Raw genomic sequence first — 12,393 nt, 5'->3', positions numbered from 1 at the left:
TGGGGGGAGACGTTACGCGGGGGGGGGGGGGAGGACACCCAAACGCCAGGGTGGGGGGAGGGGGGGGGGGTGCTGGAAGGGGGGGAAAAGATCCCCCCAAAACCCCCCGCCGTCCGCATTGTGGCTTCGTATCGGGGTGCGGGGGTAGTGTGGGTGCCTCGACCGGTTGGGTGCGCTGGTGCGGTTTTAGGGTTGGGGGCCGATGCGGCTTACCGCTAGTGCGCCCAGTTGGGTTCCGGTGCGTAGTACGTCCACTGTGGACTTTTCGGCTAGCCAGGTGGTGAGGACGCCTGCGTCGAAGGCGTCTCCTGCGCCGGTGGAGTCGACGCAGGTCGTTTCTACTGCGGGGACTGAGGTGACGCCGGTTTTGTCGATCCAGCTCGCGCCGCCTAGGCCTGCGGTGACTACTACTGCGCCGACGGTGTCCAGTAGTTCGGTGGCGGAGGACGGGTCCGCTGAACCGGTCAGGGCGACTAGTTCTTCGGTGTTTGGCATGAGCAGGTCGGTGCCGCGGACGTCGTCCAAGAACGCTGCTGGGTCGTGGATATGGGCTGCTGCTTGCGGGTCCACGGAGGTGGTCAGGCCCGCTTCTTTGGCGGCGGCTAGTGCGGCGAGGCCTGCTGGGCGCGAGGACGGGTCGAGCAGGACGTAGCCGGACAGGTGCAGGTGGGTCGAACCGGCAAGGGCGTCTGGGGTGACGTCTTCGGGGGCGAAGCGTTTGTTCGCGCCACGGTCGGCGAGCATGCTGCGTTGGCCTTCGCCGTCGACTAGGACGACTACGCAGCAGGTAGCTGCCTCCGGATCGGTCGCGAAGGCGCAACGGATGCCTGCGGCTTCCAATTCCGCTCGGATCAGGCGGCCGCCGGAGTCGTTGCCGATTCGGGCGATCAGGGTGGTTTCCGCGCCTAGGGAACGCAGCCACAGTGCGGTGTTCGCGCCTGCGCCGCCGCCGGTGAAGCGGATTGCTGCGCGGGCGTCGCCGCCGTGGGGGAGGGGTTGGTCGTGCCGGGCTACGACGTCTAGGCCTGCGTCGCCGACTACTACGATTCCGGTCACGACAGTGCCACCGCTACTTCGGTCGCCAGTTTCGCGTTGGAGAGCACCAAAGCTTCGTTCGCGTCGATGCTGACGCCTTCGCTGGCGGTGTGGAAATGTTCCAGCAGCACCGGGGTGACGTCTGCGCCGTGGACGTCGGCGTCGGCCAGTTTCGCCAGGCCCTCCTGCAAAAGCCGGTCGTGCAGGGAACGGTCCATTTCGGACTCTTCCGGGATCGGGTTTGCCAGCAGGACACCGGAATTCGCGTAGCGGCGGTGCGCCGAGATGACTGCGGCGGCTTGTTTCGGATCGTCTACGCGCCAGCCGACGGGGTGGCCGGAGGAGCGGAGGTAGAAGGCGGGGAAGTCATCAGTGCGGTAGCCGAGGACGGGCACCGAGTTCGTTTCCAGTACTTCCAGCGTCGCGGCGATGTCCAGCACCGACTTCACGCCGGAGCACACGACCACGGTCGGCACCTTGGCGAGGACGCCGAGGTCGGCCGAGACGTCCCAGCTCTGTGCCGCGCCCAGGTGCACGCCGCCGAGGCCGCCGGTGGCGAAGACGCCGATTCCGGCTGCCGCGGCGAGGGCCGAGGTGCCGGCGACGGTGGTGGCGCCGGAGCGGCCGAGGCCGACCGCGGGGCCGAGGTCGCGCAGGGACAGCTTGTCCAGGCCGGCGTCCGGGGCGCAGACGCGCTCCAGTTCGGCGGGGGAGAGGCCGATGACTGGCCGTCCGTCCAGCACGGCGATGGTGGCCGGTACGGCACCGCCGTCCCGCACGGTTTGCTCGACTCGGCGGCCGACGTCGAGGTTCCGTCCGTACGGAAGGCCGTGCGAAAGGATCGTGCTCTCGAGTGCGACGACGGGGTGACCGTCACGCAACGCCGAGGCGACTTCCTCGTGGACGAACAGGGGAGTGGTCTGGGTGGTCACGAACGGACATCATCTGTGATCGCCACGCGCACTGCGGCATCGGGTCAGCTCTGCCTGCAGATTCTCCCGCGCGGCGGTTTCCCAGCGTGAGCGGGCGCTTTCGGTGAGGTACAGCTTGGGGCGGGCGAGGAGGCTTTCGAGTACCGCGGCGCGGCCGGTCGCCCAGGCGTCGTCGGGGTCGCGGCCGTACTCCTGGCGCACGTTGGCCACGTACGTCGCGTACGCGGCGGGTGGTGCGCCGAGGATGGCTAGGTCGGCGTCGAGGAGGGCTGCTGCAGCTAAGTCGCCTTCGGGGGCTTCGTGGGCGGCGGTGGCGAGTACGAGGGCTTCGGCTCGATCGATGTGGGTGTCGGCAACCCCTGCGCGCGTGAGCCAGCGACGAAGCCATTCCGCGCTGCGCTGTTCGTCTTCGCCGGGTACGGCGTCGTAGACCACGTCGTGTGCCCACGCGGCGAGCACGACGACGGCGCGTTCGTCGGGAGACAGGTCCGCGGCCAGTTGTTCGGCGTCCTGCGCGACGGCGGTGGCGTGGGCGAGGTCGTGGTAGCGGCGGTGCGGTTCGGTGTAGCGCGTTTCGAGGTCGGCCCAGGCGTCCTGGCCGACCTGGTGGTCGCCGCCGAGCCGGGTGAGGCAGCTGTGCCAGCGGGGTGCGGAATCGTGCGGCATCCGGGCTCCTGAGGGGTCCCTGGGCAGGTCAGGCGAGCCTAGCCGGGCATGACCGCGGGCGCGGCGCTGAGGCATGATGGTGACGTGAGCACCGAAACGCTGACCAAGCCGGAGACCGACAGCACCGAGTCGACCGACGACGACTCGCCGAAGATGTTCCACTACGTGCGCAAGAACAAGATCGCCGAGAGCGCGGTCATGGGCACGCACGTCGTGGCGCTCTGCGGCGAGGTCTTCCCGGTCACGAAGTCGCCCAAGCCGGGGTCCCCGGTCTGCCCCAAGTGCAAGAAGATCTACGAGGGCCTCCGTCCCGGCGGCGACGACTGAGCTTCCCGCGCGCCCCGGTGCGCGGGAACAAAGGTGAAAATCCTTCACTCGGTGGCTGTGCACCCGGGGAGGAACTGGTAGATCTGCAGTCCGGCCAGTCGCCTCCCCGCAGGAGTGTCCCCGCATGCGCGCAACCGGGATCGTGCTTTCCCTCGTCGTCCTGCTGTCCGCCTTCAGCGCCGTCGCGGCGGGCGCCGCCGACGCGGTGACCGGATGGACCACGGTCGGCTCAGACCGCGCCCGTCCGCTCGACGAGAGCCAAGGGCTCGCGACCGTCGAACGCTCGTCGGGCACCAGCATCCGCTACACCGGCATCGGCACCGTCGACCCCGGTCTGGCCGCGAAGGGCTGGAACCACATCGGCGACCCGGGGTCCGCGCGGGGCTGGTACGTCGAGCCCTACCAGCGCGACGACCGCGGCGCGAAGCTCTTCCGCGTCGAGGCCCCGGACGGCTCCCGCGCCGATTACCAGCACGCGCTGGAATCGTGGGAGGCCAACAACAATTCGTTCGCCGCGGTGTCGCCCGACGCGCGCTGGCTGGTGTCCGGCGAGTGGGGCACGATGGACCGCCTGCTCGTCTACCCGATGCCCGGCGTCGCGGCCACCGACCCCGGCCAGAACCTGCCGTACGCGTCGGCGATCCGGCTCGACCATCCGGTGCGCGACGTCCAGGGCTGCGATTTCGTCTCCGCCACCCGGCTGATGTGCTCGTCCGACGACCCGGACGGCAGCCTGTTCGGCACCACCAAACCCTTGCTGCAGGTCGATCTCTCCGGCTCGGTCTCCGGCTCCGACGTCACCGGGCACGTCACCTCGCTCGGCCAGCTTCCGCTGCAAAGCGGCTGCGGCGGCAACTTCGAGGTCGAGGGCATCGACTACGACGAGCGCGACGGCGGCACCCTGCGCGTGGTCGTGATGTCGCCGAGCGTCTGCATCGCCTTCGACAGCAAGACGTGGCGGTTCCGCCAGGGCTGACGTCAGCCCTGCTGCGAACCGGGAGAACGCCCGGAACCGCGCTGTTCCGAAGCCCGCTCGGGCCGCGCGAGCTGCACTGTCTCCGATTCGGAGTGGTTCAGCTCGTCGCGGCCAGCCTCGGAGCGGCCAGCGTCCCCAGTGTGCTCGGTGTCCTGAGTGTCTTCGGGGTGCCGTTTCGGCCGCCGCAACGGCATCGTCGTGCGGTCCCACAGCCGGCGGCCCTCCTCAGCCCGCATCCGCTCGTTCGCGCGTTCCATCTCCAGCCGCCGCCATTTGCGCCGCTGTCGCCGGGTCGCCTTCGCCGGCCACAGCTCCTGGATCGCGCTGTTGAAGTACGCGCCGCCGACCACCGCGAGACCGATGAAGAACATCAGCAGCAGGAACGCGATCGGCGCGGCCAGCGCGCCGTAGGTGTAGCCGGTCTTGGTGATCCAGTTCAGGTAGATCCGCAGCCCGATGCTCGACACCAGGAACACCACGCCGGCCAGGATCGCGCCCGGCAGTCCGCGATGCCACGGCAGCCGGCGCGGCAGTGCGAGTTTGTACAGCGTCGTCAACGCCAGCGCGATCATGACGCCCAGCACCGGGTAGTAGAGCGTGCCGACCCAGGACGAGACCGTCGGCCGCCAGTCGACCGGGAAGAACTCCGGCAGCAAGTCGGGACCGATCGCCAGCAGTGGCAGCCCGATCACGAGCCCGATGAGCGCGCACAGGTACAGCAGCAGCGCGAAGATTCGCTGCCACACCTCGTTGCGGACGCCGTACTGGTCGTGCGCGACGGTGATCGCGTCGACGAACGACGACATCGCCGACGAACCCGCCCACAGCGAGATGACGAAGCCGACGGACACGATCTCGCCCTTGCCGACGGTGAGGATGCTGTTCACCGTCGGTTCGATGATCTCCTGCACCGCGTTGGCGCTGAAGATGGTGTGGCTGAAGGTGATGATCCGGTCGTGCACCGCGGTGACCACGTTCTGGCCGAACCACTCGCCGATGAACCCGACGCTGCCCAGCAGCCCGAGCAGCAGCGGCGGGAGCGACAGCGTCTGCCAGAACGCCGCCTCGGCGGCCTCGGAGAAGATGTTGCCGTCCCACGCTTTCGCGAGCGTGCGGGTCAGCAGCCGCCACGGCCCCCTGCGCACGGTCTTCTCCGGCACGCTCTTCTTCGGCGTCGCCTCGCCGTTCGGCGCTGCCTCGCCAGCGTCCGGTGTCACCTCGCCCATGGTGGGTCCCAGCATGGTCCATGCGCGCGGTTTTGGCTCGTCACCCCCGCCGAGACGGGGCGTGTCGGAGGACACCACCCGTGGCGGTGGCGGGCGCCCGGGGACTCGGAAGGTAAGCTGGCCGACGTGCCCTCATCGCGGCGCCCGGCGGCGAAGCCGGTGCCACAGTGGGGGTTTTCGCACGTCACGGCCGCGCCGAGCGGCCCGAGGAGGGGGTGAACCGAGTTTTGTCCGAGACGACCCAGCCGGTCCTCGGGGCGCCGCCCGCAGCGACGGACTCCACCGCGCGCCCGCTGCGCGCCTGGCAGCGCCGAGCGCTCACGAAGTACCTGTCGAGCAAGCCGAAGGACTTCCTCGCGGTCGCGACGCCGGGCGCGGGCAAGACCGTCTTCGGCCTCCGGATCGCCGCCGAACTGCTCTCGGACCGCACCGTCGAGGCGGTCACGATCGTCACCCCGACCGAGCACCTCAAGCACCAGTGGGCGGCCTCGGCCGCGGCGGCGGGCATCCCGATCGACTCGAACTTCCGCAACACCACCGGCGTCACGTCGTCGGACTACCGCGGCGTCGCGGTCACCTACGCGCAGGTCGCCGCGCACCCCACGCTGCACCGGGTGCGCACGGAGAACCGCAAGACCCTGGTGATCCTCGACGAGATCCACCACGCGGGCGACGCGAAGTCGTGGGGCGACGCGACCAGCGAGGCGTTCACGCCCGCGGTGCGCAGGCTCGCGCTCACCGGGACCCCGTTCCGCAGCGACGACTCGCCGATCCCGTTCGTCACCTACGAACCGGACGCGGGCGGGTTCCAGCGCAGCAAGGCCGACCACTCCTACGGGTACGCGGACGCCCTCGCCGACGGCGTGGTCCGGCCGGTCGTCTTCCTCGCCTACTCCGGCGAGGCGTCCTGGCGCACCAGCGCGGGCGAGGAGTTCACCGCACGGCTGGGCGAACCGCTCACCGCGGAGCAGAACGCGCGCGCCTGGCGCACCGCGCTCGACCCAGCGGGCGAATGGATCCCGGCGGTGCTGCAGGCCGCCGACACCCGGCTCAGCCAGGTGCGCCAGGGCATTCCGGACGCGGGCGGCCTGGTGATCGCCACCGACCAGGATACCGCGCGCGCCTACGCCAAGATCCTGGAGCGGATCTGCGGCGAAACGCCGACGCTGGTGCTCTCCGACGACCCGAAGGCGTCCGGGCGAATCAAGGAGTTCTCCGAGACCAAGGAACGCTGGATCGTCGCGGTCCGGATGGTGTCCGAAGGCGTCGACGTGCCGCGGCTAGCCGTCGGCGTGTATGCGACCAGCGCGTCCACCCCGCTGTTCTTCGCGCAGGCCATCGGCCGCTACGTGCGGGCCCGGAAAAAGGGCGAGACGGCGAGCATCTTCCTGCCGAGCGTGCCGGTGCTGCTGGAACTGGCCAGCGAGCTGGAAGCGCAGCGCGACCACGTGCTCGGCAAACCGCACCGGGAGAAGGAAGGCTGGGACGACGAACTGCTCGCCCAGGCCAACCGCACCGAGGACGAACCGGGCGAGGAGGAGAAGGCGTTCACCTCGCTGCACGCCTCGGCCGAACTCGACCAGGTCATCTACGACGGCAACTCGTTCGGCACCGCGGTGTTCTCCGGTTCCGACGAGGAGCAGGAATACCTCGGCCTCCCCGGCCTGCTGGAGCCGGACCAGGTCCGCGCGCTGCTGCGCAAGCGGCAGGAAGAGCAGATCTCCGACGAGAAGCGGCGCAAGCCGAAGGCCGAGGAGCCGGCCGCGCCGCCGGTCCGGTCGCAGTCGGTGAGCGAACGGCTCGGCGCACTGCGCAAGGAACTCAACGCCCTCGTCGGCGTGTACCACCACCGCACGAAGAAACCGCACGGCGCGATCCACAACGAGCTGCGCCGTCAGTGCGGCGGCCCGCCCACCGCGATGGCGACGGTGGAGCAGCTCGAAGAGCGCATCGTCACGCTGCGCTCCTGGTAGTTCTCCGGTTGAGCAACGGGGCGCACGGCGTGGTCCGTGCGCCCCTTCTCCTGGTAGAACGGTTCGTCCGGTTCGATCCGGGCGCCTGAACGGGCACCGTCGTGCCTCGGACCGGACAAGACCGGACAAGTTCTCGTTACGCTCGGTGCGTGGCCGGGGTCACTCCGTCAGACGAGCCGCCAGATGAGGGCCGTGTTGCCGAACTGTGTCCATTTGGTGTCGGTTACTCGATCCCGCCATCTTCCGCAGAGCCGTTCCGCGGCATATGTTGTCGGCCACAACATATCCGCGACGGTGCACGGGGACTCCTCCCGATCACCCCGCGAGCATGATCGGAGAAGGAACGAGGATGCGCAGCAGAACCCTTACCCTCCTCGCCGCGACGGTGAGCGCCGGCCTGGCGCTTTCGGCGTGCGGCGCCAACAGCGCGGGCTCCGGGAACTCGGGGGACAGCAAGAGCTCCGCCTCCGCCCCGGCGGGCGGCGGCGCCAGCGGCAAGGTCGGCGTGATCCTGCCGGAGACCGCCACTTCGGCCCGCTGGGAAGCCTTCGACAAGCCGATGCTGCAGGCCGCGCTCTCCGCGCAGGGCTTCAGCGCCGACATCCAGAACGCCCAGGGCGACAACCAGAAGTTCTCCACCCTCGCCGACGGCTTCATCAGCTCGGGCGTCAAGGTGCTGATCATCGCCCCGTCCGACCCGGCGGTCGGCGCGGCGATCGAGGCCAAGGCCAAGCAGGCCGGGATCCCGGTCATCGACTACGACCGCCCGAGCCTCGGCGGTTCGGCCGACTACTACGTCTCGTTCGACAACGAAAAGGTCGGCGAGATCCAGGCGCAGGGCCTGGCCGACGCGCTCAAGAGCAAGCCGGGCGCGAACGTCGTGCAGATCGAGGGCGCGCCGACGGACAACAACGCGACGTTGTTCGCCAACGGCCACGACAAGGTCCTCAAGCCGCTGTACGACTCCAAGGCGCTGAACCTCGTGCAGAAGCAGGCCATCGACAACTGGGACGCCCAGGTCGGCGGCACGACGTTCGAGCAGATCTTCACCCGGGTCAACGGCAAGGTCGACGGCGTCGTCGCGGCGAACGACGAGCTGGCCGGCGCGGTCATCACCGTGCTGAAGAAGAACGGGCTCAACGGCAAGGTCCCGGTCACCGGCCAGGACTCGACCCCGGCGGGTCTGCAGGCGATCCTGCGCGGCGACCAGACGCTGACGATCTTCAAGCCGATCAAGGAAGAGGCCGAGAACACCGCGAAGCTGGCCGCCGCGCTGGCCAAGAACGACAAGGCCGCCGCGGACGCGATCGCCACCGGCAAGCTGCACGACCCGAAGAACAACCGCGACCTGAAGTCGGTGCTGCTGCAGCCGCAGCTGATCACGATCAAGGACATCAAGACCGTCGTCCAGCAGGGCTACGTCAAGGCGTCCGACATCTGCACCGGCGACCTCGCCGCCAAGTGCACCGAAAACGGCATCTCCTGACGCCGACTGTGCCGAAAGTCGCTGATCCGGCCACAGCCACGGCCGATGACTTCGCCGCAACGGCTGCCTGCCGCTTCGGGGTCGGCCCGCTTGGCCGGATCAGCAACTGTCCGCAAGAGCAGCCGGGCCGGGACGCGTTCCCCCGACGCGCGTCCCGGCCCGGTATCCACGCGAGAGACAAGCGAATCCCATGAGCGAGCCCATTCTCGACATCACCGGCCTGAACAAGAGCTTCGGCCCGGTCCACGTCCTGCACGACGTGGACTTCGCCGTGCGGGCGGGCGAAGTGACCGCGCTCGTCGGCGACAACGGGGCCGGCAAGTCCACTTTGGTCAAATGCATCGCCGGCATTCACCCGTACGACACCGGTTCCGTGCTGTTCAACGGCGCGGACGCGCACATCCGCGGCCCCAAGGACGCCGCCGAACTCGGCATCGAGGTCGTCTACCAGGACCTCGCGCTCGCCGACAACCTCGACATCGTGCAGAACATGTTCCTCGGCCGCGAGCGCGGCAGCAGCTGGCTGCTCGACGAGGCCAGCATGGAGAAGGCCGCGCGCGAGACTCTGTCGTCGCTGGGCGTGCGCACGGTGAAATCGGTCCGCACGCCCGTTTCCGCGCTGTCGGGCGGACAGCGGCAGACCGTGGCGATCGCGAAATCCGTGCTGTGGAACAGCAAAGTCGTCATCCTCGACGAGCCGACCGCGGCGCTCGGCGTCGCGCAGACCAAGCAGGTGCTCGACCTGGTGCGCCGGCTGGCCGAACAGGGTCTCGGCGTGGTGCTGATCAGCCACAACATGGCCGACGTCTTCGAGGTCGCGGACCGGATCTCGGTGCTCTACCTGGGCCGGCTGGTCGCGGAGGTCCAGACCGGCGACGTGACGCACTCCCAGGTCGTCGAACTCATCACCGCGGGCCGATCGGGCGACCTCGGCCTGGCCCGTCCCGAAGCTGTCGCGCTGTGAGCGAGAAAGAACCTGCCATGACCGAAACTTCCGAGAAGCCGCAGACTCCGGACGCGCCCGCCGGGGCGATCGCCGACTTCGGCATCGACACCACCTCGATGTCCACCGGCGAGGCGATCAAGGACTACTTCGCGCGGATGAAGGACGGGCAGCTCGGCTCGATTCCCGCCGTGCTCGGCGTGATCGTGCTCGCCATCCTGTTCAGCGCGCTCTCCGGCGATTTCTTCACCCTCCGCAACATCGCCAACCTGCTGGAGCAGGGGGCCGGGCAGACCATCATCGCGATGGGCATCGTGTTCGTGCTGCTGCTCGGCGAGATCGACCTGTCCGCGGGCACCGCGTCCGGCGTGTGCGCGTCGCTGATGGCGCTGCACTACGTCCGCAACGGAAACCTGCTGGGCGCCATGGGAACCGGCGTCTTCATCACGTTCATCGCGATCCTCGTGCTCGCGGTGGTGCTGGCGCTGCTGCAGAAGATCTGGGCCGGTGCGGCGGTTTCGCTCGTCGGCATCGTGGTGATCCTGGTCGGCGCGCCGGTCAACGCGTGGGTCGAAATGGCCATCGCGATCTGCACCGGCACCGCGATCGGCTGCATCACCGGGTTCCTGGTGTCGAAGATCGGGATGCCGTCCTTCGTCGTCACGCTGGCGCTGTTCATCGTGTGGCAGGGCGTGATCCTGCAGTTCGTCGGCGAGGGCGGCACGCTGCCGATCAGCACGAGCGACACGCTCAACGCGGTCGCCAACGGCAACCTCTCGGTGGCGGGCAGCTGGATCCTGTTCGTCGTCGCGGCGGGCGGATACGCGGTGCTTGCGCTCGGTCAGCACTTCTCGCGGTTGAAGCGCGGGCTGGTGGTCCAGCCGACGCCGATCGTGCTGGCGAAGGTCGGAGCCGTCGCGGTCATCGCCGCGGTCGCGACTTACCTGCTCACCGTCAACCGGGCGTCCAACGACCTCGTCGTGATCGCGGGCGTGCCGTACGTGGTGCCGATCGTCCTGGTCCTTCTGGTGGCGGGCACCTACGTGCTCAACCGCACCAAGTACGGCCGGCACCTGTACGCGGTGGGCGGCAACAAGGAAGCCGCGCGCCGGGCCGGCATCAACGTGCCGAAGCTGCGCACCAGCGTGTTCGTGATCAGCTCGGCGTTCGCGGCGATCGGCGCGATCGTGTACTCGTCGAAGGTCGGTTCCGTCAGCGGCCAGTCCGGTGGTCTGAACACGCTGCTGTTCGCGGTCGGAGCCGCGGTCATCGGCGGCACCTCGCTGTTCGGCGGCAAGGGCCGGATCATGGACGCGGTGATCGGCGGTGCGGTGCTGGCGATCGTGAACAACGGTCTCGGCCTGCTCCAGCAGAAGGCCGCGGTGGTCAACATCATCACCGGTCTGGTTCTGCTGCTGGCCGCTTCGGTGGACGCGCTGTCGCGACGGCGGGCTGAGGCGTCGGCACGCTGAGGGCTGATGGGAAGATGAGCCGGTGAGCAGCCCGCCCGTCGCCCGCCCGGACGAGGTGCGCCGGCACAACCGCACGACCCTGTTGCGCCTGCTGCACGTCGGCGGGCCCAGTACGCGGGCTGCCCTGGCCACCGAACTGGGGCTCAACCGGAGCACCATCAAAACGCTCGTCGACAGCCTCGCCGAGGCAGGCGTGGTCGAGGAGAAAGTGCCGCGGCCGGGGCGAGGGGCGGGCCGCCCCTCGCTCCTGGTCCTGCCGCAGCCGCACGCCGCGGTCGTGCTCGCGGTCGACCTGCAGGTGGAACACGTCGCGATCGCGCTGGTCGGCCTCGGCGGCCAGATCCTCGGCCGCAACAGCTGGAACCTGCACGCCCGGACGCGGACCGCGGACGAGGTCATCACGCACGTGATCGAGTCGACCCAGGTGCTGGCCGGAGACCTCGGCGTCGAGCCGGTGGCGGTCGGGGTGTCGGTGCCGGGGGTGGTCCGGAGGGCCGACGGGCTGGTGCACGAGGCGCCCAACCTGCGGTGGACCGATGTCGCGCTCGGGGACCGGTTGTCGGCGGTGCTGCGGACTCCGGTGCTGGTGGCCAACGACGCCGAACTGGGCGCGGTCGCGGAGCATTTGCGGGGCGCGGCACGGGGGTCTTCGGATTCGGTGTACGTGTCCGCGGACGTCGGAGTCGGCGGCGGGGTGATCTCGCAGGGATCGTCGCTGCGCGGCGGCGCGGGGTATGTCGGCGAGATCGGGCACATGGCGATCCGGCCCGGCGGGCGGGGGTGTTACTGCGGGAGCCGCGGGTGCTGGGAGACCGAGATCGGCGAGGCGGCGTTGTGCCGGGCGCTGGGGCTGCCGGAGGACACGCCCCGGGGGGTGATTCTCGTTGAGCTGCGGGAGCTGGGGCTGGATGCCGCCGCGGCCGCTTCCCGGCTGGAGGAGTACGCGGAGTGGCTCACGCTGGGGTTGGTCAACGTGGTCAATCTGCTGGGGCCTGAGCTGGTGGTGCTGGGGGATTTGCTGACGGTGCTGCCGGAGTCGGTGATGCGGGCGGTCGCCGAGGAGGTTCGGCGGAGGAGTCTGGTGTCTCGGGCGGTTGGGGGGACTCGGATTGTCAGTTCTGCGTTGGGGGCGGATGTGAAGTTGCTGGGGGCTGCGGAGGTGGCGTTCGAGGTGGTTTTGGACACGGTTTGAGGGCCGGTTGGATGGCGGTTCCGCACCTGGACGTGAAAATCGGTGGTTGCGTGGGGCACCCCGAAGGTTGATTGTGCTGACGGTTCGGGGGTGCTTGTCAAGGCGGGAAAGATGCCTTGACAAGCACCCCCCAACCGCAGGGAGGGTTCGTCTCCAGTGGTGTGG

The 12,393-nt window shown here is 69.3% G+C and carries 11 protein-coding genes; 7 read left to right on the top strand and 4 right to left on the bottom strand.

Going from position 1 to position 12,393, the window contains the following annotated elements; translation table 11 throughout:
- Positions 1 to 186: 186 nt before the first annotated feature.
- The 3 genes from ACZ63D_RS07080 to ACZ63D_RS07070 are packed head-to-tail and all read right to left on the bottom strand — an operon-like array spanning position 187 to position 2,633.
- Positions 187 to 1,056, bottom strand: a complete 870-nt coding sequence (locus ACZ63D_RS07080; protein ID WP_465353355.1) for a carbohydrate kinase family protein — start codon at positions 1,054 to 1,056, stop codon at positions 187 to 189.
- Complete coding sequence (locus ACZ63D_RS07075; protein ID WP_465353354.1) at positions 1,053 to 1,967, bottom strand: pseudouridine-5'-phosphate glycosidase; 915 nt, start codon at positions 1,965 to 1,967, stop codon at positions 1,053 to 1,055. The genes ACZ63D_RS07080 and ACZ63D_RS07075 overlap by 4 nt, the downstream gene beginning before the upstream one ends.
- Before the next feature lie 9 nt (positions 1,968 to 1,976).
- On the bottom strand, positions 1,977 to 2,633 hold the full coding sequence (locus ACZ63D_RS07070; protein WP_465353353.1) for an HD domain-containing protein: 657 nt from the start codon (positions 2,631 to 2,633) through the stop codon (positions 1,977 to 1,979).
- Between the two features lie 84 nt (positions 2,634 to 2,717).
- Here ACZ63D_RS07070 and ACZ63D_RS07065 point away from each other — a divergent pair, with 84 nt between their 5' ends.
- Both ACZ63D_RS07065 and ACZ63D_RS07060 read left to right on the top strand, forming a co-directional pair.
- A complete protein-coding gene (locus tag ACZ63D_RS07065) occupies positions 2,718 to 2,960 on the top strand; it encodes a DUF3039 domain-containing protein (protein ID WP_020657970.1) in 243 nt (80 codons plus the stop codon).
- Positions 2,961 to 3,084: 124 nt separating this feature from the next.
- Positions 3,085 to 3,936 carry a hypothetical protein gene (locus tag ACZ63D_RS07060; RefSeq protein WP_465353352.1) on the top strand — a complete coding sequence of 284 codons (852 nt, stop codon included), beginning with the start codon at positions 3,085 to 3,087 and terminating at the stop codon, positions 3,934 to 3,936.
- A 2-nt stretch (positions 3,937 to 3,938) separates the two neighbouring features.
- Here ACZ63D_RS07060 and ACZ63D_RS07055 read toward each other — a convergent pair whose 3' ends face one another.
- Positions 3,939 to 5,162, bottom strand: coding sequence for a YihY/virulence factor BrkB family protein (locus ACZ63D_RS07055; RefSeq protein ID WP_465353351.1), 1,224 nt, complete (start codon positions 5,160 to 5,162; stop codon positions 3,939 to 3,941).
- 227 nt (positions 5,163 to 5,389) lie between these two features.
- Here ACZ63D_RS07055 and ACZ63D_RS07050 point away from each other — a divergent pair, with 227 nt between their 5' ends.
- From ACZ63D_RS07050 to ACZ63D_RS07030, 5 genes are all read left to right on the top strand, one after another.
- Positions 5,390 to 7,135, top strand: a complete 1,746-nt coding sequence (locus ACZ63D_RS07050; RefSeq protein WP_465353713.1) for a DEAD/DEAH box helicase — start codon at positions 5,390 to 5,392, stop codon at positions 7,133 to 7,135.
- Positions 7,136 to 7,484: 349 nt separating this feature from the next.
- Entirely contained in the window at positions 7,485 to 8,621 is a 1,137-nt protein-coding gene (locus ACZ63D_RS07045; protein WP_465353350.1) for a sugar ABC transporter substrate-binding protein, read from the top strand.
- Between the two features lie 190 nt (positions 8,622 to 8,811).
- On the top strand, positions 8,812 to 9,585 hold the full coding sequence (locus ACZ63D_RS07040) for an ATP-binding cassette domain-containing protein (RefSeq protein WP_465353349.1): 774 nt from the start codon (positions 8,812 to 8,814) through the stop codon (positions 9,583 to 9,585).
- Positions 9,586 to 9,602: 17 nt separating this feature from the next.
- Positions 9,603 to 11,036 carry a sugar ABC transporter permease gene (locus ACZ63D_RS07035; RefSeq protein WP_465353348.1) on the top strand — a complete coding sequence of 478 codons (1,434 nt, stop codon included), beginning with the start codon at positions 9,603 to 9,605 and terminating at the stop codon, positions 11,034 to 11,036.
- Between the two features lie 22 nt (positions 11,037 to 11,058).
- A complete protein-coding gene (locus ACZ63D_RS07030) occupies positions 11,059 to 12,228 on the top strand; it encodes an ROK family protein (protein WP_465353347.1) in 1,170 nt (389 codons plus the stop codon).
- The last annotated feature ends 165 nt before the right edge of the window (positions 12,229 to 12,393 follow it).

The sequence above is a fragment of the Amycolatopsis sp. NPDC104775 genome, assembly GCF_055583325.1.
The sequence above is the reverse complement of the archived record's forward strand: the minus strand, read 5'-3'. Positions and strand labels throughout refer to the sequence as shown.

Coding starts and splice junctions, on each gene's coding strand:
- ACZ63D_RS07070 (WP_465353353.1), bottom strand. CDS start 2,633: ATGCCGCACGATTCCGCACCCCGCTGGCACAGCTGCCTCACCCGGCTC.
- ACZ63D_RS07060 (WP_465353352.1), top strand. CDS start 3,085: ATGCGCGCAACCGGGATCGTGCTTTCCCTCGTCGTCCTGCTGTCCGCC.
- ACZ63D_RS07055 (WP_465353351.1), bottom strand. CDS start 5,162: ATGGGCGAGGTGACACCGGACGCTGGCGAGGCAGCGCCGAACGGCGAG.
- ACZ63D_RS07045 (WP_465353350.1), top strand. CDS start 7,485: ATGCGCAGCAGAACCCTTACCCTCCTCGCCGCGACGGTGAGCGCCGGC.
- ACZ63D_RS07040 (WP_465353349.1), top strand. CDS start 8,812: ATGAGCGAGCCCATTCTCGACATCACCGGCCTGAACAAGAGCTTCGGC.
- ACZ63D_RS07035 (WP_465353348.1), top strand. CDS start 9,603: ATGACCGAAACTTCCGAGAAGCCGCAGACTCCGGACGCGCCCGCCGGG.